The sequence below is a fragment of the Streptomyces fragilis genome (genome assembly GCF_003112515.1).
Lineage (GTDB): Bacteria > Actinomycetota > Actinomycetes > Streptomycetales > Streptomycetaceae > Streptomyces > Streptomyces fragilis.
The window spans coordinates 166319-189926 of the sequence record NZ_BEVZ01000008.1 but is presented as its reverse complement, the minus strand read 5'-3'; the positions used below and the strand labels follow the sequence as shown (position 1 = coordinate 189926).

The window sequence follows — 23608 nt, the reverse complement described above, 5'->3', positions numbered from 1 at the left end:
CCTTCGTCGGTGGTGTAGCCGGCTCCCCGGGAGGGGAGAACCACCGGGGACCAGTCTGACGCATCCCGCTGACAGCTGTTGCCGCTCGGGTCAAGTCGCACCGAGGCCCGTCAGGGCCGCCCGAGCCGAGTTGTGCACAGGACCCACTTCGAAACGAATTCCCGGCTCTCTCAAGTTGGGAGTAGTAGTAGGGGCTGTGGATACCGTGGATAACCCCGTTTTCGCAGGTCAGCGCCTGTTTTTTATCCACCGGGCCTGTGGGTGGAGCCGGTGGACAACCTGGTGGTTCTGTGGACGGCGGAAAGTTCTGCACAGCCCATGCACAGGGAGGGGCGACTTCTCCCCAGCTGCGTCCCCAGCTTTTCCCAGGTTTCCCACACCCCACTCCCGCCGCCTGATGTGACGCGCTTCACTCAGGGCAGTGATCCGGCCCCTGACGTTGTCGAACAGTGGACAGTGATGTGGAGAACCGCCGGTTCGCTGGGGACAACGAGCCACAACCTGTGGGTGGCCGGTGGACAACTGCATCGGGCTCCTGTGGGCCACGGAACTGTCCACAGGCTGTGGAAACTCTTCGTCCACGAATCCACATGGCGCTGACCTGTTCTGATGGCCGGTCACCGGGGTTACCTGTGGACACATTCTGGACAACTTCGGCCTCCCCAGGCTGTGGACGCCAGAAAGTCACCGAATCTGTGGAGGAAGACCGTAACCCCGGCTCCGCTCGAACGGAGTAGTCGGGTGTTCCCGTGCCGACGGCGGCGTCGAAGACGGCCGGTGGGCCTCCCGGGACGACGAAAAGCGCCCCGGAGACGAACTCCGGGGCGCTCTGCACGCCTTCGGGGCGGGGCGACGTGGGCGGGGTGGGCTGGGGCAGGCTGACCGCGGGTGCGGGTGCGGGTGCGGGTGCGGGTGCGGGTGCGGGTGCGGGTGCGGGCAGGCTGACCGCGGTCCGGGCCGCCACCTGCCCTTGCTTGCCGGCGGCCCGGACCGAGTCAGCCGTTCTTGATGCGGTTGGTGAGCTCGGTGACCTGGTTGTAGATGGAGCGCCGCTCGGCCATCAGGGCCCGGATCTTCCGGTCGGCGTGCATCACCGTCGTGTGGTCGCGGCCGCCGAACTGCGCGCCGATCTTCGGCAGCGACAGGTCCGTGAGCTCACGGCACAGGTACATGGCGATCTGCCGCGCCGTCACCAGCGCACGGCCACGGGAGGTGCCGCACAGGTCCTCGACGGTCAGCCCGAAGTAGTCGGCGGTGGCCGCCATGATGGCCGAGGCGGTGATCTCCGGCGCCGAGTCCTCACCGCCGGGGATCAGGTCCTTGAGGACGATCTCGGTGAGCCCCAGGTCCACCGGCTGCCGGTTGAGCGAGGCGAACGCCGTCACCCGGATCAGCGCGCCCTCCAGCTCACGGATGTTCCGCGAGATCCGCGAGGCGATGAACTCCAGCACCTCCGGCGGAGCGTTCAGCTGCTCCTGCACCGCCTTCTTGCGGAGGATCGCGATCCGGGTCTCCAGCTCGGGAGGCTGGACGTCGGTGATCAGGCCCCACTCGAACCGGTTGCGCAGCCGGTCCTCGAGCGTCACCAGCTGCTTGGGCGGCCGGTCGCTGGAGAGCACGATCTGCTTGTTCGCGTTGTGCAGGGTGTTGAAGGTGTGGAAGAACTCCTCCTGCGTCGACTCCTTGTCCGCGAGGAACTGGATGTCGTCGACCAGCAGGATGTCCATCTCCCGGTAGCGCTTGCGGAAGCTGTCGCCCTTGCCGTCACGGATCGAGTTGATGAACTCGTTGGTGAACTCCTCCGAGCTCACGTACCGCACCCGGGTGCCCGGGTAGAGGCTCCGCGCGTAATGCCCGATGGCGTGCAGCAGATGGGTCTTGCCGAGCCCGGACTCCCCGTAGATGAACAGGGGGTTGTACGCCTTGGCGGGCGCCTCGGCGACGGCCACCGCGGCGGCGTGCGCGAAGCGGTTCGAGGCGCCGATGACGAACGTCTCGAAGAGGTACTTGGGGTTCAGGCGCGCCGCGGGCTCGCCCACACCCGGGGTCCCCGTCCCGCCGCCCGTGCCGGGGCCGCCCGGAGAAGAAGGGGAGGAGCCCGGGGAGGGGGAGGAGACGGAGGAGGGCGCCGGCGCATAGCTGTCGTAGCCGCCCCGGTCGAAGCCGGGCCGCTCGTAGCCGCCGTCGCCGCGCTGCGGACGCTCGTAGTCACCGCGGTCCTGGCGGTCCTGCCGGGGGTCCCGGTCGGCGTGGTCACCCCGGTCGCCACGGGGGTCGGGGGAACGCTCGTACCCGGGCCGGCCGTAATCGGGGCGGTCGAAGTCCTTGCGCTCGGGGCGCTCGTACTCGGGCCGCTCGGAGCGCTCCGGCCGCTCGGGTCGCTCGTAGTCGTTCCGGTCGTACTCGGGGCGCTCGGCGGGGGAACGGTCGTACTCGCCCCGCTCGTAGTCGCGGCGGTCGTGGTCACGCCGTTCGTACTCGGGGCGGGAGTAGTCCTGACGGTCGTAGTCGCCGGACCGGCCGTAGGGGGCGCGGTGCCGCCCGTAGTCCTGGGTGCCGTACTCCTGGCCGCCGTACTCCTGGGAGGAGGAAGGCGTGGCGTACGGGTCGCGCTCCGGGAAGCCGAGCGGCTGCTGCTGCCAGCCGAAGTCCTGCTGCCCCGGACGGGGCCACGCCCCGGGCTCGGGCCGCTGGTGGTCCGGGTAGGCCGGACGCGCGGTGGGCAGCTGCTCCTGCCGGGAATCCGGCGCCGGCTCGCGCGACGGCGCGGCCGCGGGCCCCTCGAGCTCGTCCTGACCGCCGCCCGACGGCGAGGCGGACGGAGCCGGCGGCTCACCCATGGAGGTGTCGACGGTGATGGCGATACGGATGGGGCGCCCGCACTCACGGCTCAGCGTGTCGCTGACCACCGGGGCGAGCCGGCCCTCCAGCACCGTCTTGGCGAACTCGTTGGGGACCGCGAGGAGCGCCGTGTCGGCGACCAGGGCCAGCGGCTGGCAGCTGCGCAGCCACCTCTCGTCCTTGGCCTCCACTCCCTGCCCACGACCCTCGCCGAGGAGCCCGTCCAGCACCCGGGGCCACACTGCGGCAAGATCGGCGGGTACGTCAGCCACAGTGCACGCTCTCTCACAGGTCCCACGTCGGTGTGGTGCGCGGGACGATCGGTCGACCGTCCGGCGGACGGCAGGTAACGAATCAGTCGGGGCCGGGGGGAACCGAACGAATCGGGAGTCCACCCACGGTAGTCAGGGCAACGGCTGTGCATCAAGTCGTTGTCCCCAGCCTGTGGACAGTGTGCCGCCGCCCCACGTCGGGCCGGAAATCGAGAGCGAGGGCGCCCCTTCCGGTCGCCCCCGAAACCTCTGTCGCACCCCTGGTGAACTGCGGACACGAGGTAGGCTGCCGGTGTCACACGACCGTCGGGTTTGACCGCATGGCGCAGCCGCGCGTACCGTAACCAGGTCGAGTTGTCGATGGCTGCTGCCGCCTGCCTCCGATGGGCAAAGATCACGCACCAGTGATCGAGAAGCGGTGCACTCGGGCGTAAGCGAGCTACTCGTGGGCGCACGGTGACAGCCACACGACACCCCGCCACCCACCGATTCATTTCTGGAGCCCCCGAGTGAGCAAGCGCACCTTCCAGCCGAACAACCGTCGTCGCGCGAAGACCCACGGCTTCCGGCTGCGTATGCGGACCCGTGCCGGTCGCGCGATCCTGGCGACCCGCCGCAGCAAGGGTCGCGCCCGTCTGTCCGCCTGATTCCGGTCAGGTCATGACGTCGTGCTGCCCACCGACAACCGGCTGAGGCGGCGCGAGGACTTCGCGACCGCTGTACGACGAGGGCGCCGGGCAGGCCGCCCGTCCCTCGTCGTCCACTTTCGTAGCGGTGCCACGGACCCGCACGCGCCTGGGGAGAGCGTTTCCCAGCCGCGTGCGGGTTTCGTCGTGAGCAAAGCCGTGGGTGGAGCAGTGGTGCGCAACAAGGTGAAGCGTCGTCTTCGTCACCTCATGCGCGAGCGGGTCGCTCAGCTGCCCCCCGGTAGCCTGGTAGTCGTACGAGCGCTGCCCCCCGCGGGCGGCGCGGCCAACGAAGAACTGGCCCGAGACCTGGACGCCGCCCTCCAGCGGCTGCTGGGAGGGGGCGCGCGATGAAGTACCCGCTGCTGGCTCTGATCAAGCTCTACCAGTGGACGATCAGTCCGCTGCTCGGGCCGGTGTGCAAGTACTACCCGTCGTGCTCCCACTACGGCTACCAGGCCATCGACCGGCACGGTGCGATCAAGGGATCGGCGCTCACCGCGTGGCGCATCCTGCGCTGCAACCCGTGGTCGCTCGGCGGCGTGGACCATGTGCCCGAGCGGAAACGTCCGCGCTGGCACGAGATGCTGCGGGCCTTCTGGCACGCACGCAAGGGCGGGACCTCCGCCGATTCCGCCACCGTGGAGCGTGGAGAGACGGGCAGCCGGCCCGACCTTCCCCCGAACCCGGCCGCAGAGACCCCGTCCCATGCCCAAGGAGCATGATTAGTGGACACGATTGCCAGCTTCTTCAGCTTCATCACCACACCGGTTTCCTGGATCATCGTCCAGTTCCACTCGCTGTACGGCGCCGTCTTCGGTGAGTCCAGCGGCTGGGCCTGGGGCCTGTCGATCGTGTCCCTGGTGATCCTGATCCGCATCGCCCTGATCCCGCTCTTCGTGAAGCAGATCAAGGCGACCCGGGCCATGCAGACGCTGCAGCCCGAGATGAAGAAGATCCAGGAGCGCTACAAGAACGACAAGCAGCGCCAGTCCGAAGAGATGATGAAGCTGTACAAGGAGTCGGGTACCAACCCGCTCTCCTCGTGCCTTCCCATCCTGGCGCAGTCGCCGTTCTTCTTCGCGCTGTACCACGTCCTGAACTCCATCGCGCAGGGCAAGGAGATCGGCGTCCTCAACCAGGGCCTGGTCGACAGCGCTCGTGAAGCGCACATCTTCGGCGCCCCTCTCGCGGCCAAGTTCACCGACACCGCCAGCGACCTCGCCCCGCTGTCGGCCAACGTCACCGACGTCCGCATCGTGACGGTCATCATGATCGTCCTGATGTCGCTGTCGCAGTTCTTCACGCAGCGCCAGCTGATGACGAAGAACGTCGACACCTCGGTGAAGACGCCGTTCATGCAGCAGCAGAAGATGCTGATGTACGTCTTCCCGGTCATCTTCGCGGTCTTCGGCATCAACTTCCCGGTCGGTGTCCTCGTCTACTGGCTGACCACCAACGTGTGGACCATGGGCCAGCAGATGTACGTGATCCACAACAACCCGACCCCGGGTTCCACGGCCCAGGCCTCCTACCTCGAGCGTCTCGCCAAGAAGATCGAGCACAGCGGATCCATCCGCGGCCGTGGGCGTCGCGCCATCGTCAAGGCCATCGTCGCCAAGGGCCGTGACCGCAACCCCGCCGAGCGGAAGTTCATCAACGGTCTCAACAAGATGGGCTTCGCCGCCCAGCCCGACGGCACCGTGGTGAAGAGCGAGAAGCTCGCCGCCGACCAGGCCGTCGACGGCCCCGGGGCCACTCCGGGCGGGACCGCCAAGCGCCAGCAGCCGAAGCGCCAGACCAAGGCCCAGCGCCAGGCCGCCGTCAAGGCGGCCGCCGACGCCGCCGAGGACGAGGCGGAAGCCGCCGAGGGCGGCCACCCGAGCCCTGAGCCCCAGGACACCAAGCCGCAGGGCGCCAAGCCCCAGGGTGGTGCCACCAGGGCCGGCGGGGCCGGCAACGGCCGCAGCCGGGCCCAGTCGGGCCGCAAGGGTCCCCAGCGCTCCAAGTCCTCGTCCAAGAAGTAAGCAAGAAGGAGCCCATCCCGTGACGGAAGGCACCATCCCCTCCGCGGCCGACGGCGCGGACGCCTTGACCCGCCTGGAGCAGGAGGGTGAGATCGCGGCGGACTACCTGGAAGGTCTGCTGGACATCGCCGACCTCGACGGTGACATCGACATGGACGTCGAGGCCGACCGGGCGTCCGTGTCGATCATCAGCGACTCGGACGGCCGCGACCTGCAGAAGCTGGTCGGCCGTGACGGTGAGGTGCTCGAGGCCCTCCAGGAGCTCACCCGCCTTGCCGTGCACCGGGAGACCGGTGACCGAAGCCGCCTGATGCTGGACATCGCCGGCTTCCGGGCCCGCAAGCGTGAGGAGCTCTCCGAGATCGGCGCCCAGGCCGCGGCCGACGCTCGCAGCAGTGGTGAGCCGGTGCGGCTGCGCCCGATGTCGCCGTTCGAGCGCAAGGTCGTGCACGACGCGGTCAAGGCCGCGGGTCTGCGGAGTGAGTCCGAGGGCGAGGAGCCGCAGCGCTTCGTCGTCGTACTGCCGGCCTGATCGGCACGCGTACGTCCCACGGCCCCGTCTGTTCAGCAGACGGGGCCGTGACCTTGTCAGCCTGGTAGTTCTGGTGGTCAGCGCTCAGTGCGCTTTTTTGCGGTACGGAAGGACGGTCCTCGTGACGGAGGCAGCAGAGCTTCCCCCTGCGCCCGAGCAGGCGCGTGAAGTGTTCGGCGATCGTTTCGACGACGCGGTGCGGTACGCCGAGCTGCTGGCGGACGCCGGTGTGCAGCGCGGGCTCATCGGCCCGCGGGAGGTCCCCCGGCTCTGGGAGCGACACCTGCTGAACTGCGCGGTGCTCTCCGAGGCCGTGCCCGAGGGCGTGACCGTGTGCGACGTCGGCTCCGGCGCCGGGCTCCCGGGCATTCCACTGGCCCTGGTCCGTGGTGACCTGAAGATCACGCTGCTCGAACCGCTGCTGCGGCGCACCAACTTCCTCACCGAGGTGGTGGAGCTGCTCGGACTGGACCACGTGACGGTGGTGCGTGGCCGTGCCGAGGAGGTCCTCGGGAAGCTGCCTCCGGTCCATGTGGTCACCGCGCGGGCCGTGGCGCCGCTGGACCGTCTGGCGACCTGGGGCATCCCGCTGCTGCGGCCCTACGGCGAGATGCTGGCGCTGAAGGGCGACACCGCCGAGGAGGAGCTGAAGGCCGCGGCCTCTGCACTCAGCAAGCTGGGAGCCGTCGAGACCGACGTCCTCCAGGTCGGCGACGGCGTGGTGGATCCCCTGTCGACCGTGGTGCAGGTAAAGGTCGGCGAAAGCCCGGGAGGCGTCCGGTTCGCCGCCAAGCGCGCCAAGGCTGCCCGTCCGGCCCGCGCGTCCCGACGCCGACGCTGACACCCGTTGTGGGCGGGAGCGTCCGCTCCCGCCCACAACGACCCTCCCGCAGCGTCCGCTACCGCCCCCCGCGACTTCCCGCCCATGGCGTCCGCTCCCCGCCCGCCGCGACCTTCCCGCCCACAGTGACTGAGCTGCGAAGCCGCGTTCATCCCGCCGGGTCTTCGGGCGGTACTCCACCACGGTTCACCCCGGTCCCACGTTTCTGTCGCCCGGAGTGTCGGAGAGCCCGTCGGCCCCCACCTCGGCATCGTTGTTTCACGTGAAACGTCGCTCACTCCTGCAAGGCGTCATCGGCCGCAACCACGCCGCCGCCGAACCGCGCGACCGCAAACCGGCCACCCCCCTTCGGAAGCCCTCCAGTGGTTCACCTGCCCGGGGCGACAAGTTGTCCACAGAGGCCGATTTCTCCACAGAACGACCGGCCTCACTGGTTCGCACCCCCAAAGGCATGGGACGCTCTGTGTATAGAGAGCCTGAAGTCGAGGAGAGTGAATCCTTGCGGTCCGACGCCAACATCGCGGGACCGATGACCGATCCGGTCCCCGGTCCCCGCACCGAGTCGCAGGGGGACGATGTTTCACGTGAAACGCCGCCCCCCATGGACGACACCCCCATGGGACACACAAGCCAGCAGGCAGTGGACGCCATGGGCCGCGCTGCCGGGGAAGGTCTGCCCCGTCCGGAGCAGACCCGGATCATCGTGGTCGCCAATCAGAAGGGCGGCGTCGGCAAGACCACTACGACGGTCAACGTCGCTGCCTCGTTGGCGCTGCACGGCAACCGTGTCCTGGTGGTCGACCTCGATCCCCAGGGCAACGCTTCGACCGCGCTGGGGATCGACCACCACGCCGAGGTCCCCTCGATCTATGACGTCCTGGTGGACAGCCGCCCTCTCTCCGAAGTGGTGCAGCCGGTCCCGGACGTCGAAGGGCTCTTCTGCGCGCCCGCCACGATCGACCTTGCCGGCGCCGAGATCGAACTGGTCTCTCTGGTGGCTCGTGAGAGCCGGCTGCAGCGTGCCCTCCAGGCCTACGAGCAGCCGCTGGACTACGTCCTCATCGATTGCCCGCCGTCCTTGGGCCTGCTGACCGTCAATGCGATGGTCGCCGGCGCAGAGGTGCTGATTCCGATCCAGTGCGAGTACTACGCGCTGGAAGGTCTCGGGCAGCTACTGCGGAACGTCGAGTTGATCCGGGGCCACCTGAACCCGCATCTGCACGTCTCGACGATCCTGCTGACCATGTACGACGGCCGGACGCGGCTGGCGTCCCAGGTCGCCGAAGAGGTCCGTAGCCACTTCGGCGAGGAGGTGTTGCGGACCAGCATCCCGCGGTCGGTGCGCATCTCCGAGGCCCCCAGCTACGGGCAGACGGTTCTGACTTACGATCCAGGTTCGAGTGGTGCCCTCTCCTACTTGGAGGCGGCCCGGGAACTCGCCCTCCGGGGCGTGGGCATCCGTTACGACGGCTCGCAGGCCCACACGGGTGCTGCGGCGGGGCAGCTGTCCGGTGGGCAACCGCAGGGCGCTCAGGTCGCGGACGGTCAGATGATGAGCGGACAGAGCATGGTGGAGGGGATCCAGTGAGTGAACGACGCAGAGGGCTGGGCCGCGGGCTGGGCGCACTGATCCCTGCGGCGCCGACGGGGGACAGGCCGGTCGGTGGACCCGGGACGGCCGCTCCGGCCTCTGCGGGCACGGTGACCCAGACGGCGCCGACCGTCCCGGGCTCCGTGGGAGAGCGTGGCGTCCCTGCGGCCAAGCTGGCGTCCCTGCCGTCGGCGCTCCGCGAGGAGGACCGACCTGCGGGTACGGCCACCGACCTGCCGGCTCCCCCGGTGGGCGCGTACTTCGCCGAACTTCCGCTGGACGCCATCACCCCCAACCCACGGCAGCCCCGCAAGGAGTTCGACGAGGACGCACTGGCGGAGCTGGTCACCTCCATCAAGGAAGTCGGCCTGCTGCAGCCGGTGGTGGTCCGGCAGACGGGGCCGGGGCGCTATGAGCTCATCATGGGCGAGCGCCGTCTGCGGGCCAGCCGCAAGGCCGGCCTGGAGGCGATCCCCGCGATCGTCCGGGGGACCGAGGACGAGAAGCTCCTCCTCGACGCCCTGCTGGAGAACCTTCACCGTGCGCAGCTGAACCCGCTGGAGGAGGCCTTCGCCTACGACCAGCTCCTCAAGGACTTCGAGTGCACCCATGACCAGCTGGCGGACCGGATCGGCCGGTCCCGGCCCCAGGTGTCCAACACGCTGCGACTGCTGAAGCTGTCTACTGCCGTGCAGCGGCGGGTGGCGGCCGGTGTGCTCTCGGCCGGTCATGCCCGTGCGCTCCTCTCCATCGAGGACGCGGAGGAGCAGGACCGGATGGCCAAGCGGATCGTCGCCGAGGGGCTGTCGGTCCGTGCCGTCGAGGAGATCGTCCAGCTGATGGGCACCGGCCCGGAGAAGCCCGCCCGGGCCAAGGGGCCGCGTGCCGGTTCCAAGGTGTCGCCGGCTCTCTCCGAACTGGCCACCCGTCTGTCGGACCGCTTCGAGACCCGGGTCAAGGTCGACCTGGGGAAGACCAAGGGCAAGATCACGGTCGAGTTCGCCTCCGTGGAGGACCTGGAGCGCATCCTGGCGACACTGGCACCCGACGAGGCGCCCATGCTGCAGGACATCTCGGCGCCCCAGGCCGAGGAAGACGGGCTGGTCGGCGACAGGAGCGAGTAGGCGGCGGCCGCTCCCACTGATGGCAGCGCGCGGGTCATGTTCGGCTAGTTCCGGACACGACCCGCGCTTTGCTTTGTGGAGAGGGCATCAGGGCCTCATGGTGGAGGGTGGGACCACAGGAAGCGAGGAAGAGCGTTCATGGGGCGTCGGCTTGTTCCGCTCACACTGGACAATCTCCAGGACCTACCGCAGCGCTGCCGGGGGTGCGTCTTCTGGGAGCTTGACCCCTTCAGCGGGGAGACGGCTCTCAAGGACGGCACCGCCGAGGTGGAGAAGGAGTCCTGGATTTCCGCCGTGCTGTTGGACTGGGGCTCGTGTGGCCGCATCGTCTATGTGGACGACGTACCGGCGGGGTTCGTGCTCTACGCGCCACCGGCTTACGTGCCTCGCTCCACGGCCTTCCCGACCAGTCCAGTCTCCCCGGACGCAGTCCAACTGATCACTTCCTTCATCCTCCCTGAGTACCAAGGACAAGGACTGGGCCGCGTCCTGGTTCAGACGGTGGCCAAGGACCTGCTACGGCGAGGCTTCAGAGCGGTGGAAGCCTTCGGCGACGCCCGCTGGAAGGAACCTGCCTGTCTGCTCCCTGCGGATCACCTCCTGGCGGTCGGCTTCAAAACCGTCCGCTCCCACCCGACCTACCCGCGACTTCGCCTGGAACTGCGCTCGACGCTCTCCTGGAAGGAAGACGTCGAGATGGCCCTGGACCGGTTGCTGGGCGCCGTGCAGAAGGAACCTGCTCTCCGCCCACTGTGAAGCGCCATAGGCCGGGAGAACGGCGGAGGGCCGATCCCTGATGGGATCGGCCCTCGCTCGTGCTGCTGCTCCGATGTTTCACGTGAAACCACGTTTCACGTGAAACAAGCCCTCATTCGGAGATGAACTCCTCAAGGTCCCGCACGATCATCGCCTTCGGCTTGGCGCCGACGATGGTCTTGGCGACCTCGCCACCCTGGTAGACGTTCAGCGTCGGGATCGACATGACGCCGTACTTCGCCGCGGTCGCGGGGTTCTCGTCGATGTTGAGCTTGACGACCTCGATCTTGTCGGCGTGCTCGGAGGCGATCGCCTCCAACGACGGGGCGATCTGGCGGCACGGGCCGCACCAAGCGGCCCAGAAGTCCACGAGGACGGGCTTGTCGCTCTTCAGGACCTCTTCCTCGAAGGTCTCGTCGGTGACGTTCTTCAGGCTGCCAGCCACTGAGGGCTCCTCACTACGAATCGGGGGGAAGGAAATCAGGCCGAGGTCTTCTCCGGCTCCGCCTGCTGCTCGGAGTCGGAGAGAGAGGCCAGGTAGCGCTCGGCATCCAGGGCGGCGGAACAGCCGGTGCCGGCCGCGGTGATCGCCTGGCGGTAGGTGTGGTCCACCACGTCACCGGCGGCAAAGACGCCCGTCACGTTGGTGCGGGTCGAAGGCGCGTCGACTTTGAGGTAACCCTCGTCGTCGAGCTCCAGCTGGCCCTTGAAGAGCTCGGTACGCGGGTCGTGACCGATGGCAATGAACAGACCCGTGACCGCCAGGTCCGAGAGCTCGCCGGTCTTCACGTTGCGCAGCTTCAGGCCCGAGAGCTTGGCGTCGCCCTGCACCTCGGCGACCTCGCTGTCCCAGATGAAGCGGATCTTCGGGTCGGCGAAGGCGCGCTCCTGCATCGCCTTGGAGGCGCGCAGGGTGTCCCGGCGGTGGACGATGGTGACCGACTTGGCGAACCGGGAGAGGAAGGTCGCTTCCTCCATCGCGGTGTCGCCGCCGCCGATCACGGCGATGTCGTGCTCCCGGAAGAAGAAGCCGTCACAGGTGGCGCACCAGGAGACGCCTCGGCCGGAGAGGGCGTCCTCGTTGGGCAGACCCAGCTTGCGGTGCTGGGAGCCGGTGGTGACGATGACGGCCTTGGCGCGGTGCACCGTGCCCGCGGTGTCGGTGACGGTCTTGATCTCACCGGCCAGGTCGACGGAGACGACGTCGTCCGGGATCAGCTCGGCACCGAAGCGCTCCGCCTGGGCGCGCATGTTGTCCATGAGCTCCGGGCCCATGATGCCGGTCTGGAAGCCGGGGAAGTTCTCGACCTCGGTGGTGTTCATCAGGGCGCCACCGGCGGTGACGGCCCCCTCGAACACCAGCGGCTTCAGCGACGCGCGCGCGGTGTAGAGCGCCGCCGTGTAGCCGGCGGGCCCTGAGCCGATGATGATCACGTTACGGACGTCGCTCACGGCGGGTTTCCTCGTCTCTGGACTACGTCTTCAGGGGGCTCTGCTGGTGCGGTGAGCCTGGTTCGGTGGTCTCACCTCACCCCAACGGATCCTAGAGGCCGGGCATTCCCCACTGTGCGCGGGCACGCGAGTGTCTCAAGGCGGGCGTCGAGCGGCCGCCGTCAGTTCGAGGTTCGGGCGTACGAGCGCTGGAGGAGAACGTCTCCCTTGGTCTCCTTGCCCGAGGAAGCCTGGGTGATGCACGAAGCGTCCACCACATAGGCGGTCACCCGAGCGTCCTTCGTGGCGTGGGGCAGGACCACCAGGTAGGCGTCCTTGTCCTGGAACCTGCCGCGCTGCGCGGCGAGTGCCTCCGCATCGCCGGCGATTCCGGCCCGGATGCAGGCGGGGACCTCGACAGCCGGACGGACCAGCGTTCTGGGCTGGGGGGAGGACGACTGCGTGGACATGTCGGTCTCGTCGAGGAGGCCGGCCACACGCTGCTGGAGCGGCTGCCCGGAGAAGGTGGCCGCGGCGGGGGAAGGGGTGTCCGTCTGGAAGGGCTGGGTCACCCAGACACCGATGCCGAGCGCTGCGACGGCGAGAACCACGCCGAGCGTCAGAGAGCGGCGACGGGTGGCGCGCGTCCGGGGCCGCGCTGCGACGGGTCGGCCCGGGCTGACGGCTGCCGCGGCGGGCTTCCGGCCCGAAGGGCGCGATCCGGCGCGGCCTGCGGGCCGCGTGGCGTCCCCCTGTGTTTCACGTGAAACATGTGTCGCGCGAGCAGCGTCAGCGTCCAGCTCACCCGGAGATGTGGCAGCAGCGGTGCCGGAGGAGCTCAGCAGCGCTTCGGCAGCGAGGGCGGCGTCGATCCGTCCGGAGACATCGGCGGGCATCCGCACCGGTCCCGGGAGGGTTCCGAGCGCGCAGCGGATCTCCTCCAGTGCCGAGAGGACGTCGGCACAGAGGACGCAGTCGTCGAGGTGACCGCGCACCGACGCCGCGCGGTCGGGTGTGAGGGCGCCCTCCGCCAGGTCGGAGATTTCGGTGACGTCCGGGTGCCCGGCCGTGTCCTTCCTCGCGGTCACGTGCGTTCACCTCCGCCCTTCGCGGTAGCAGAATCGGGGGGTCCGGTGGGAAGCCTCTCGGGCGCCCCAGGTGGGACGGATGCGCGGGGCGGGTGGTTCCGTCCTTCACCCGAAGGGTGTCGTGCTCGTTCACGTGACGGCCGCAGATGGGTCAGCAGGGGCAGCAACCGGGCTCTCCCCCGGGCGCAGCGGCTCTTCACGGTACCGACGGGGACGTCGAGGATTCCGGCTGCCTCCGCGACGGGATACCCCTGCATGTCCACCAGGACCAGGGCCGCGCGCTGGTCGGCCGGCAGGGTGGCGAGAGCCGCGACCAATTCCCGCTGCAGGGCGTTGCGCTCGGCGGGGGCGGAGGCCGCCTCGTGCGGCTCCAGCAGTTGCTCCATGCGCTCCGGGTCGTCCACCGGGGAGGTCCTGCGGGTGGCTGCTTTGCGGAGACGGTCCAGGCAGGCATTCACCGTGATGCGGTGCAGCCAGGTGGTGACGGCCGAATGGCCGCGAAAGGTGTGTGCGGACCGGTAGGCGGACACCAGGGCGTCCTGCACGGCGTCGGCCGCCTCCTCCCGGTCGCCGAGGGTGCGCAGTGCCACCGCCCAGAGACGGTCGCGATGGCGGCGGACCAGTTCACCGAAGGCGTCGGGGTCGCCCCGGAGGTGGAGGTCCAGCAGTTCCTGGTCGCTCGTTGCGTCGTACCCGCCGGCGTCCGCCATCCGCCCCTCCCCCTGTGGTTCCTTCCCCCGGGTGGGCCGCTACCCCCGTGGCATCCGGAGCGGCGGCCCGTCCCCGACGTGTCAGCTGGTCACCTTGACGTCGACCACCCGGCCGCGGAAGGTGCCGGCGCTCTCCGGCGGAAGCTTGGTCAGCCAGACCAGAAGGTAGCGGGACTCGAGGTCCTTGCCCGGCGTGAGCGTGACCTTCGTGCCGGAGCCATTGGCCACCTTCTCGTATGCGTCGAAGGTGGTGGGCTGGGCATCGGCCGTGCCGGACGCCGCGCGCAGCTCGACCGAGGTCTCGCCCACGAAGGTGACGGTGACCTTGCCGACCGGCTGCTTCTTGCCGAGGTCGAGGATCACTCCGACGCCCGACTTCAGGTTGCCGAACTTGGCGTCACCCGAGTAGTAGTCCGTCTGCCAGTAGGTGCCGGACTCGGCGTCGTAGACCTTCCCTATGTCCGCGGGCTTCTCGCGGCCGTCCTTGCCGAACGGGTCGAAGTCGGTGGCGCCCTTGATGGTTATCGGCTGGGGCGCTTTCGGCTTCTCGTCCTGGGGCGCGTTCTGCGGCACCGTCTTGAGCGGCTCGTTCCTCTTGCCCAGCAAGGTGTCCGCGAGCTGCCAGCTGCCGAGGCCGAGGGCGGCGATCAGGAGCGCCGAGACGGCCCACTTGAGCGCCTTGCCCGTCTTGGTGTCCAGCGGGGCGGGCGGAGTGGGCACGGGCGGCTGCACGGGGCCCGCCGCCGTGTAGCCGGGCGGGGCGTAGGGAGGCCGCACGTACTCCGACGGCGGGGTGAAGGACGGCTCGGGACGCCGGACGCGCGGCATCTCCATGACCGCCTTGGCCAGTTCCTCCGGCGTGGTGCAGGCGGAGTCGTGGCGGGAGGCGGTGGCGCCGTTGTTGGCGAGCGCGCGCATCGCCAGTTCCGACAGGCCGAGGTGGACCCCGGCCCGGACCTGGTCCGGAGGAATCAGCCCGAGGTCCTTGGGCAGGCCGGCGAGACCGTGGGCATCCGTCTCGTAGGGCCAGCGGTGGGTGAGGGCCGCGTAGAGGAGAGCGCCGACGGCTTCGGTGTCGGCGCGCTGCGGGGTGTCGGAGCTGATGCCGCGCAGGGCGGAGCTCACGGCGAGGCCGCGGATCCGCCACTGTCCCGCGGAGGTGCGCAGGACGGTGCTCGGGGTGAGGCAGAGGTGGGCGAGGCCTTCGCGGTGGGCCGCCGCCATGGCCTGGGAGACCTGCAGCACCATCTGGTAGGCCTCGTGCGCCTCCAGCGGCCCGGAGGCCAGCAGGCCGGTGAGTTCGGTGGCGTCGGGGAGCCACTCGTGGACCACGTAGACCAGGTCGTCGTCCTCGACGGCGTCGAGGACCTGGACGAACCGGGGGTCACCGAGGAGCGCCGCGGCGCGGGCCGCGGACAGGACCGAGCGGGCGCGCGGGTGGTCGGTCGGCAGGATGTGCACGCCGACGGCACGGCGCAGCATCTCGTCCATCGCCCGCCAGCTGCTGAACCCGTCCAGACGGGTGACGCATTCCTCCAGGCGGTACCGCTTGGCCAGCTTGTGGCCGCTGTGCAGCTCGAGCGCCCGGGCCGGGACCTGGTCCGTCACCACCGCGTCGGCCTGCGCCTGGTCGTGCTCCGTGTCCGGTCGCCGCTTCTGGGCCACCCCGTCGGCCGTGGACTGGTCCGCCTCGGCGGTCGACGACTCGTCGCCGCCGGTGCCTGCCACGTCGACGGCAGCTGTGCTTCGTTCCGCCACCGTCGTTCCTGCCTCCCCATTCATTGCGTGCCCACCACGCCGAAACCCATTGTGCCCACAGTCCATCACTCCGCACGACACGCGGTGGCGGCCGATGGTTGTGCGCCTACCCCGGACTCATCGCCCGAGGCGTCCACGGACCATGCCGACCAGAGAGTTCAGCTCCTCCACCCTCATCCGCCGGGCGGCGAGGAAGAAGACTCCGAGAAGAACGATCCCGCCCAGGACCAGCGCGCTCAGCGAGCCGAGGAGACCCCAGCCCAGGGTCCGGCCGATGCCGTAGCAGACGGCCCCGCTGAGTGCGGCGGCCGGAACGGACGCGATGCAGAGCCTGGCATACGTCCGCAGGACGCGGGCGCCGTCCAGGTCACCGCCGAGCTTCCTGCGCAGGCGCCGCCAGGCGACACCCACACCGATGCCGTACGCCAGGCCGTACGAGGCGGCCATGCCGACGACGGCCCAGCGGGCGGGCAGCAGCAGGAAGCAGAGGAACGACGCGCCGGCGTTGCCCGCAGCGACGATCACCGTGTTGTAGAAGGGGGTCCGGGTGTCCTCGTAGGCGTAGAAGGCGCGCAGCACCACGTACTGGACCGAATAGGGGATCAGGCCGAGACCGAAGGCCATCAGCATGTAGCCCATGTTGGTCGCCGCGGCGGTGCCGGAACCACCGAACATCAGGTTGCACATGGGGACGCCGAGGGCGATGAACCCGAAGGCGATCGGGACGATCGCGACGGCCGTGGTCCGCAGGCCCTGCGAGATGTCGTCCCGGACCGCGCCGGTGTCGTCCTCCGCCGCGGAGCGGGCCAACCGGGGCAGCAGCGCGGCCATCAGTGACACGGTGATGATGGCCTGCGGCAGGCCCCAGATCAGCTGGGCGTTGGCGTAGGCGCTGAAACCGGTACCGACTTCATTCTGGCCGTCCACGAGCGCCCGGGTGGCCAGCTGGGAGACCACCACGGCGCCGAGCTGGTTGGCCAGGACGAAGAGGATGGTCCACTTCGCCAGCTTCGCTGCCTTGCCCAGGCCGTGCCCTCGCCAGTCGAAGCGCAGCCGCAGCCGGAAGCCGCTCTCCTTGAGATACGGGATCATCGCCAGCGCCTGCACCACCAGGCCCAGCAGCACGCCGATGCCGACGAGACGGACGCCTTCCGGAGGAATGCTCTCCACGCTCATCTTCGAGTCGGCGGACGTGCCGTAGACCCACAGGAACATGCCGAGCGTCACGATGATGACGATGTTGTTGAGGACCGGGGTCCACATCATCGCGCCGAACCGGTTCCTCGCATTGAGGATCTGGCCCATCACCACGTGGATGCCCATGAAGAAGATCGTGGGCAGGAAGTACAGGCTGAGGGTGACGGCGACGTCGTTGGCAGCGGGGTCTTCGGCGAGGGAGTCCGACAGCGCCCGGACCAGGAGCGGTGCGCCCAGCATGGCGAGGCCGGTGAGGACGGCCAGTGACACCATCACCAAGGTGAGGAGGCGGTTGGCGTACGCCTCGCCGCCGTCCTCGTCGTTCTTCATGGCGCGTACCAGCTGAGGCACGAAGACCGAGTTCAGGCCACCACCCACGGTGAGGATGTAGATCATCGTCGGCAGCTGGTAGGAGACCTGGAACGCCTCGCCGAGCAGACCGAGGCCCAAGGCGGCGACGATCATCATCGAGCGGACGAACCCGGTGAGCCGTGACACCAGGGTGCCCGCGGCCATCACGGCGCTCGACTTGAGGAGACCGGAGGCCCGGCCGCCCTTCTTGGGCGCCGCCACAGGCTGCTCCGGTCCGCCGGCTGCGGGGCCGGACGGCTCAGGGTGGGCCTGCGGCGGTCCGGCGGGCCCGGGAGGCACGCCGGGGACCGTCGGGGGCTGCGCGGGGCCAGGCACGCCCATCGGGGGCACGCCAGGACCCGCCGCGGCGCCGGCCGGAGGCCTGGCACCGCTCGGCTGCTGGTCGCGGTAGAGGTTGGCGAAGGCGTCCGGGTGCTGTTCCGCCGAGGCGGCACCGCTCACCAGTTCGTCGACGCCGACGTAGTGGGAGCGGTCGTCCGCGGACGACCGGGCACCCGTCGGCGCCTGGCCGGGCGCCGGGGCCCAGACCCGCGGGTCCGGAGCCCGGGGCGGCTCGGGTGCCTGCGGGCCCTCCTGCGCGGCGTGCGCTTCCGGCGTCACCGGCGGCCGCGCGGAACGGTCGTAGTGCGCCTCACCGGCCGGATGCTGCGCGGACAGGTCCTGCCCCCGGTAGGGGTCCTGGTCGTAGGCGTCCTGGAAGTACGTGTCCGCGGGCGGCTGCGGAGGCACCTGCCCGTGCTCGGTCGGCGGCACCCCGGGGTGGCCCGGCCCGCTCGCGGACCGGCCGCGGTCACCGTCGTACGGCGCGTTCATGGTTACCCCACCTCATGGTTTCCCGGGCCGACCGGCCTCGACATCGCTCAACGGTCCACTTTCTCACCCGTGGCGGACGGGTCGGCGTTTTCGGCCGAGGTGTCCGGGGCCGGGTCACTCGCCTGCTCGGAGGCGTCCGGGGCCCGGCCGGCGCCGTCCTCCTGCTCGGCCGCGGCGTCGGCCTCCGCGTCGCGGCGGGCCGCGGCGCGCTTGCGCTGGGTGTACATCCGGAAGCCGGCCAGCACCAGGATCAGCACGCCACCGCCGATCACCAGCATGACCGTCGCCGTCACCTCGGTGGCCCGCACCTTGAACGTCACCGGCCGACCGTAGGCCTGGCCGTCCTCGGTGTAGAGCTGGGCGATGACGGTGGACGGACCGTTGGCGTTCGCCGAGGTGGTGAACTTCGCCGAGTGGCTGCGGCTGCCGGCCACGGTGATGGCTTGCTCGTCGTACCGCTTCCCGTTGATCTCCAGGCGCGTCGGATTGGTGGAGGTCAGCCTGACGACGAGACCCTCGACGTCCTGCAGCAGGTCGTTCTTGACGGTCACCGGGATGGTGGCGCTGTGGCCGGAGAGCTTGGTCTCCGACTTGTCGATCAGCCACACACGATCGGCGAGGTCGTCCAGGTAGGCCTTGACATCGGCACGGTAGTCGCCCGCCGCACCTGCGTGTCCCCGCCAGGAGACCGACATCGCGCGGTTCATGGCCCGGCCGAAGGGGGTCACCACCCGTCCCTTCGCGCTGAGGATGACCTTGAAGCTGTCGAGCTTGTCCTGCGTCCGTGCGATCTGCTCGAAGGCCTCCCGGGGGAGTTCCTTCTTGCGCAGCGCGGAGGGGTAGGCGGAGCGAGGCGGCACCGTGGAGGAGGCGCGCGGATCGGGATCCGCCCCCGCGGTCTCGGACAGTGCCTGCGGCAGGGACCAGGACCCGTCCCGGAGGGCGGTCAGTGCCTCGGCCATGGTCTGGGCCTGGGCCGCGGACGGGGTGCGCTGCGGAGCGACGAGGATGCTGCGCTCCCGGTTGGTCTGCTGGGTGATCGCGAGACTCTGGCCGAGGAACTGCTGCACGGCCAGGGTGGAGTTCTCGGCCCGGGACAGGTCGCCCTGGAAGGCGGTCGACAGCCAGGCGTCGGCCACCACGGCGGTGGTGCCGCCGCCGATGGGGCGGGCGGCGGAGGGGGTGTACGACAGGCCGTCCTTGAGGCTGTCGCTGCGCGTGATCACCTTGTCGGCGCCGGCCGAGGTGGCCACGTTCTTGATCGCGGGGTCGAGCGCGCCGTCGACAGGCCAGGCGTACTCCGTGGAGGCGTCCACGTGGAGGACGGTCCGCACGGTCAGGGCGGCCACGTCGGTGGCGCTCTTGAGCTGGTTCAGGGTGCCGCTGACGTTGCGGCCGTTGTGTGCGATGGAGGCCAGGTCCGGGTCCCCGTACGGCAGGGCGACGACCTCTTCGTCCTTGACCGCGGCGATGAGCTTGGACAGCCAGCGGGCGGCATCCTTCTGGTGGGCGCCGCGGACCTCGCGGCCGTCCTCCGTCTTCACCTCGTAGGCGGTGTCCGCCATCGCGTCGACCGTGGCCAGCAGGTCCGGGTCCACCACCCAGGTGATGTCCAGCTCGTCGCCCAGGGAGACCATGCGGTCCAGGCGCCCACCGGGTGCGATCTCCTTGCCCAGGGAGTCGTTGAGGAACATCGGGGATCGGTCGTCGGAGGCCGTCTCGGCGGTCATGCTGACCTCCGAGGTCAACGGCCACAGGAAGGTCGTCCGGGTGGCCGTCCGGGTGTCCGGCTGCCAGGGCAGGACGGTCCGCCGGATGCCGAGCACCTGCTCCGCCCACGGCTGCTCCGCGGTCAGACCCGAGACCGAGGCGCCGAACTGGTAGACCCCCGCCTCGCCCAGGCCCAGCTCGTCGGCGGGGACCGTGATGGTGAAGACCTGCGAGACCTTCGGCTCGAGCCGCTCGAACCCGGCGGTGTACTTGCCGCCGACCGCGTTGCCGTCCACACCGGCCTGGAACGTGGTGAGCCGGGAGACGTTGTCGATGGCCGAGCGGGTCCCCAGAGCCCGCCCCAGCCGGAGGTCCACCCGAGCCTCGGTGATCGGCTTGCTGGTGGTGTTGGTGACGGTGCCCGACACGGTCAGCGTGTCGCCCTCGGACAGGACGCCGGGCGTCACCTTGTTCAGCGCGACCGTGACAGGACCGGAGGCGGCCTCGGCGGCCTTCGCGGTGGTCGGCGCGCTCGCCGGCGCCGCTGCCGCCTCCTCGGCGGAGGGCAGGAGGAAGAAGCCGGCCAGCAGAGGCGCCCCGGCCAGCACTGCGCCGGTGCGCCGCAACCACCGGCGGCCAGGTGAGGAACTCATCCCCTGGAAGTCTGCCGCCTGGGCCACGCGCTCGTCCGTCCCTCGTCGTCGGTGGTGGTCTTCGGTACCGGATTCTCGGCTGCCGGTCGTGCGCGACCGGTCGCGGATCGTGCCGCTCGTCGGCGCCTGTCCGAGTGTGCGTCCAGGCATGGTAACGAGGTGCGAGGAGCAGATGCGCCACGGACCGCTCCAGCACGATCAAGCTCACTGTGGGGACCGTCACCCGGGCGCCCGGAAATTACCGGCGAGCGGCGCCGGGGCCGGGCCACGTAGTCTTTTCTGTTGTGCCGAACGCCAACGAAGACAAGTCCAGTGCCCTGAGCCAGGCCGAGAGCCTCGCGGTCAGCGAGCTGCTCCGCGTGGCCCCCGTCGCCGATGACCTAGGACGCCGCTTCCAGGACGCGGGGTTCCGCCTCGCCCTGGTCGGCGGATCGGTACGGGACGCCCTGCTGGGGAGGCTGGGCAACGATCTGGACTTCACCACCGACGCCCGCCCCGAGGACGTTCTGAAGATCGTCCGGCCGTGGGCCGAGGCCGTCTGGGAAGTGGGCATCGCCTTCGGCACCGTGGGCTGCCAGAAGGACGGCTACCAGATCGAGGTCACCACCTACCGCTCGGAGGCGTACGACCGCACCTCCCGCAAGCCGGAGGTGTCGTACGGCGACTCCATCGAGCAGGACCTGGTGCGGCGTGACTTCACGGTCAACGCCATGGCGCTCGCGCTTCCGGAGCAGGTGTTCATCGACCCGCACGGTGGTCGGGAGGACCTGGCACGCCGGGTGCTGCGCACGCCGGGCACCCCGGAGGAGTCCTTCTCCGACGACCCGCTGCGCATGATGCGGGCCGCGCGCTTCGCGGCGCAGCTGGACTTCGACGTGGCGCCCGAGGTGGTCGCCGCGATGACCGACATGGCCGGCCGGATCGAGATCGTCTCGGCCGAGCGGGTCCGGGACGAGCTGAACAAGCTGATCCTCTCCGCGCGGCCACGCAAGGGCCTCACGCTGCTGGTGGACACCGGTCTGGCCGGCCATGTGCTGCCCGAGCTTCCGGCGTTGCGCCTGGAGCGGGACGAACACCACCGGCACAAGGACGTCTACGACCACACGCTGATCGTCCTGGAGCAGGCCATCGACCTGGAGGAGGACGGTCCCGACCTGACGCTCCGGCTCTCCGCGCTGCTCCATGACATCGGCAAGCCGCGTACGCGCCGGTTCGAGGAGGACGGCAGGGTCTCCTTCCACCACCACGAGGTGGTGGGCGCCAAGATGACCAAGAAGCGCATGACGGCGCTGAAGTACCCGAACGAGATGGTCAGCAACGTCTCCCGCCTGGTCGAGCTCCACCTCCGCTTCCACGGATACGGGACCGGCGAGTGGACGGACTCCGCCGTGCGCCGCTACGTGCGGGACGCCGGCCCTCTCTTGGACCGCCTGCACAAGCTGACGCGCTCGGACTGCACCACCCGGAACAAGAAGAAGGCAGCCGCGCTGTCGCGTGCCTACGACGGTCTGGAGGAGCGGATCGCCCAGCTGCAGGAGCAGGAGGAGCTGGACTCGATCCGTCCGGACCTCGACGGCAACCAGATCATGGCAACCCTGGGCGTCGGCCCGGGACCGGTGATCGGTCAGGCCTACAAGTTCCTGCTGGAGCTTCGCCTCGAGAACGGACCGATGGAGCACGACGCCGCCGTGGCGGCGCTCAAGGAATGGTGGGCGGGCCAGGGCTGAGCAGGCCCGACCTCTGGCGATGCGATGTTTCACGTGAAACATCCGTCTCCAGCGGTCGGTGGGCCGACGGTGGATTGATGGGCGACGTTTCACGTGAAACGTCGCCCATCACGCGTTCGAAGGCCGGTTCCTGTCCGGCACCCGGTCGGCGAACCGGAGGAGGACCAATGTGGTGAGGCCGTAGAGCGCCGCCACGGTGAGGACCAAGGGGAGGGAACGGCCGTCGTGCGGCAGCATCAGTGCCGCCAGCCCGGCCGCGGCGACGAACGCCACGTTGAAGAGGACGTCGTACAGGGAGAAGATGCGGCCCCTGAACCTGTCCTCGGTGTGGGACTGCACCACCGTGTCGGTCGAGATCTTCGCCCCTTGAGTGACGAGTCCCAGCACGAAGGCGGCCACCATGACGGACGCCGGCCGGAACGGCAGAACCAGCGCCGGTGCGAGCACCGTGGCACTTCCGGCGCAGATCGTCATCCAGCGCATCGGTCCCAGCCGGCCGGCCATCGAGGGCGTGATCACCGCGGCGACGAAGAAGCCGGCCCCCGAGACCGCGACCGCCACCCCCAGCAGGGCCAATCCGTCCCGGGTTCCTCCCGCGGTCGTCTCGTCGTTCCACGTGTGGCGGCAGAGCATGAGCACCATCACCGTCTGCGCGCCGTAGCAGAAGCGCATCAGTGTCATCGCCACCAGCGCCCAGGCCGCCTGCCGTCTGTCGGGTGCCGCCAGGTGCCGCAGACCGTCGGCCAGCCCACGAGCGGTGCCGCTGACCGCCTGGAGCATCTTCGGGGCGGTGACCCCGTCCCGGTCCGGACCCAGCAGGGAGGGCGCCATGCGGAGGGAGGCGAGTGCGGCACAGAGGTAGAGGGCGGCACCCAGCAACACCACCACGGCGTCCGAGTCCGCTCCGGCCAGACGGACCACGAAGGCCAGACCGCCTCCGAGGGTGGCTGCCAGGGTGCCCGCGGTGGGAGTGAGGGAGTTCGCCGTGACCAGCCGCTCACCGTCGACGACCCGGGGCAGGGCGGCCGAGAGGCCGGCCAGGACGAAGCGGTTGACCGCCGTCACGCACAGCGCGGAAGCGTAGAACAGCGGCCCGGGTGCACCGCCCAGCATGAGGAACGCGGTCGCCAGGGCGAGCAGTGCGCGCAGCAGGCTGCCGAACAGCAGGACCTGACGGCGGCGCCAGCGGTCGAGGAGAACCCCGGCGAACGGGCCGACGAACGAGTACGGAAGGAGCAGCACGGCCATGGCGGAGGCGATGGCCGCCGCTGAGGTCTGCTGCTCGGGGGAGAAGACCACGTAGGTGGCGAGGGCCACCTGATAGACGCCGTCCGCCGCCTGCGAGAGCAGTCGTACACCGAGCAGGCGTCGGAAGTCCCGCAGGCGGAGCAGGACGGACAGGTCGCGTACAGCGGACATGGCGCTCAGCCTCACATACGCAGGGCCGGGAACGGGGGGAGGGGCCCCGGGCGACATGCC

At 69.8% G+C, this 23608-nt stretch carries 19 protein-coding genes; 10 read left to right on the top strand and 9 right to left on the bottom strand.

The window, feature by feature from the left end:
* Window positions 1-995 precede the first annotated feature (995 nt).
* Window positions 996-3113 carry a chromosomal replication initiator protein DnaA gene (dnaA, locus tag Sfr03f_RS25395; RefSeq protein WP_108956468.1) on the bottom strand — a complete coding sequence of 706 codons (2118 nt, stop codon included), beginning with the start codon at window positions 3111-3113 and terminating at the stop codon, window positions 996-998.
* A 509-nt stretch (window positions 3114-3622) separates the two neighbouring features.
* On the opposite strand from dnaA, the gene rpmH reads away from it, so the two are divergent.
* The 9 genes from rpmH (at window position 3623) to Sfr03f_RS25350 (ending at window position 10670) form a co-directional block, all read left to right on the top strand.
* Window positions 3623-3760, top strand: a complete 138-nt coding sequence (gene rpmH, locus Sfr03f_RS25390; protein WP_003975051.1) for a 50S ribosomal protein L34 — start codon at window positions 3623-3625, stop codon at window positions 3758-3760.
* 21 nt (window positions 3761-3781) lie between these two features.
* On the top strand, window positions 3782-4153 hold the full coding sequence (rnpA, locus tag Sfr03f_RS25385; RefSeq protein ID WP_108956466.1) for a ribonuclease P protein component: 372 nt from the start codon (window positions 3782-3784) through the stop codon (window positions 4151-4153).
* Window positions 4150-4524, top strand: a complete 375-nt coding sequence (gene yidD, locus Sfr03f_RS25380; protein ID WP_108956464.1) for a membrane protein insertion efficiency factor YidD — start codon at window positions 4150-4152, stop codon at window positions 4522-4524. The genes rnpA and yidD overlap by 4 nt, the downstream gene beginning before the upstream one ends.
* A gap of 3 nt (window positions 4525-4527) precedes the next feature.
* The gene (yidC, locus tag Sfr03f_RS25375; protein ID WP_108956463.1) at window positions 4528-5826 is read left to right on the top strand and encodes a membrane protein insertase YidC; all 1299 of its coding nucleotides are present in this window, start codon (window positions 4528-4530) and stop codon (window positions 5824-5826) included.
* Window positions 5827-5845: 19 nt separating this feature from the next.
* The gene (locus Sfr03f_RS25370; protein ID WP_108956461.1) at window positions 5846-6358 is read left to right on the top strand and encodes a Jag family protein; all 513 of its coding nucleotides are present in this window, start codon (window positions 5846-5848) and stop codon (window positions 6356-6358) included.
* Between the two features lie 121 nt (window positions 6359-6479).
* Complete coding sequence (rsmG, locus tag Sfr03f_RS25365) at window positions 6480-7199, top strand: 16S rRNA (guanine(527)-N(7))-methyltransferase RsmG (RefSeq protein ID WP_108956459.1); 720 nt, start codon at window positions 6480-6482, stop codon at window positions 7197-7199.
* 451 nt (window positions 7200-7650) lie between these two features.
* Entirely contained in the window at window positions 7651-8787 is a 1137-nt protein-coding gene (locus Sfr03f_RS25360; protein ID WP_245967764.1) for a ParA family protein, read from the top strand.
* A complete protein-coding gene (locus tag Sfr03f_RS25355; protein WP_108956457.1) occupies window positions 8784-9914 on the top strand; it encodes a ParB/RepB/Spo0J family partition protein in 1131 nt (376 codons plus the stop codon). The genes Sfr03f_RS25360 and Sfr03f_RS25355 overlap by 4 nt, the downstream gene beginning before the upstream one ends.
* 138 nt (window positions 9915-10052) lie before the next feature.
* Window positions 10053-10670: a GNAT family N-acetyltransferase gene (locus Sfr03f_RS25350; RefSeq protein WP_108956455.1), complete on the top strand. Its 618-nt coding sequence runs from the start codon at window positions 10053-10055 to the stop codon at window positions 10668-10670.
* Window positions 10671-10782: 112 nt separating this feature from the next.
* On the opposite strand, the gene trxA is transcribed toward Sfr03f_RS25350, so the two are convergent.
* The 7 genes from trxA to Sfr03f_RS25315 all read right to left on the bottom strand — a co-directional run bounded on the left by trxA (window position 10783) and on the right by Sfr03f_RS25315 (window position 20429).
* On the bottom strand, window positions 10783-11115 hold the full coding sequence (gene trxA, locus Sfr03f_RS25345; RefSeq protein WP_108956453.1) for a thioredoxin: 333 nt from the start codon (window positions 11113-11115) through the stop codon (window positions 10783-10785).
* A gap of 35 nt (window positions 11116-11150) precedes the next feature.
* A complete protein-coding gene (trxB, locus tag Sfr03f_RS25340; RefSeq protein ID WP_108956451.1) occupies window positions 11151-12122 on the bottom strand; it encodes a thioredoxin-disulfide reductase in 972 nt (323 codons plus the stop codon).
* A 161-nt stretch (window positions 12123-12283) separates the two neighbouring features.
* The gene (locus Sfr03f_RS31740; protein WP_308216728.1) at window positions 12284-12712 is read right to left on the bottom strand and encodes an RsmA family anti-sigma factor; all 429 of its coding nucleotides are present in this window, start codon (window positions 12710-12712) and stop codon (window positions 12284-12286) included.
* A gap of 473 nt (window positions 12713-13185) precedes the next feature.
* Window positions 13186-13899, bottom strand: coding sequence for an RNA polymerase sigma factor SigM (gene sigM / locus Sfr03f_RS25330; RefSeq protein ID WP_108956448.1), 714 nt, complete (start codon window positions 13897-13899; stop codon window positions 13186-13188).
* An 81-nt stretch (window positions 13900-13980) separates the two neighbouring features.
* The gene (locus Sfr03f_RS25325) at window positions 13981-15657 is read right to left on the bottom strand and encodes a protein kinase family protein (RefSeq protein WP_108956446.1); all 1677 of its coding nucleotides are present in this window, start codon (window positions 15655-15657) and stop codon (window positions 13981-13983) included.
* 117 nt (window positions 15658-15774) lie between these two features.
* Window positions 15775-18039, bottom strand: coding sequence for a murein biosynthesis integral membrane protein MurJ (gene murJ / locus Sfr03f_RS25320; protein WP_108956444.1), 2265 nt, complete (start codon window positions 18037-18039; stop codon window positions 15775-15777).
* A gap of 47 nt (window positions 18040-18086) precedes the next feature.
* Window positions 18087-20429 (bottom strand): DUF6049 family protein, encoded by a 2343-nt coding sequence (locus Sfr03f_RS25315; RefSeq protein ID WP_108956443.1) that lies wholly within the window; start codon window positions 20427-20429, stop codon window positions 18087-18089.
* A gap of 257 nt (window positions 20430-20686) precedes the next feature.
* On the opposite strand from Sfr03f_RS25315, the gene Sfr03f_RS25310 reads away from it, so the two are divergent.
* Entirely contained in the window at window positions 20687-22129 is a 1443-nt protein-coding gene (locus Sfr03f_RS25310; protein WP_108956440.1) for a CCA tRNA nucleotidyltransferase, read from the top strand.
* Window positions 22130-22237: 108 nt separating this feature from the next.
* Here Sfr03f_RS25310 and Sfr03f_RS25305 read toward each other — a convergent pair whose 3' ends face one another.
* Window positions 22238-23548, bottom strand: a complete 1311-nt coding sequence (locus Sfr03f_RS25305) for an MFS transporter (protein ID WP_108956439.1) — start codon at window positions 23546-23548, stop codon at window positions 22238-22240.
* Window positions 23549-23608 lie beyond the last annotated feature (60 nt).

Coding starts and splice junctions, on each gene's coding strand:
- yidD (WP_108956464.1), top strand. CDS start 4,150: ATGAAGTACCCGCTGCTGGCTCTGATCAAGCTCTACCAGTGGACGATC.
- Sfr03f_RS25360 (WP_245967764.1), top strand. CDS start 7,651: ATGGGACGCTCTGTGTATAGAGAGCCTGAAGTCGAGGAGAGTGAATCC.
- Sfr03f_RS25350 (WP_108956455.1), top strand. CDS start 10,053: ATGGGGCGTCGGCTTGTTCCGCTCACACTGGACAATCTCCAGGACCTA.
- sigM (WP_108956448.1), bottom strand. CDS start 13,899: ATGGCGGACGCCGGCGGGTACGACGCAACGAGCGACCAGGAACTGCTG.
- murJ (WP_108956444.1), bottom strand. CDS start 18,039: ATGAACGCGCCGTACGACGGTGACCGCGGCCGGTCCGCGAGCGGGCCG.
- Sfr03f_RS25305 (WP_108956439.1), bottom strand. CDS start 23,548: ATGTCCGCTGTACGCGACCTGTCCGTCCTGCTCCGCCTGCGGGACTTC.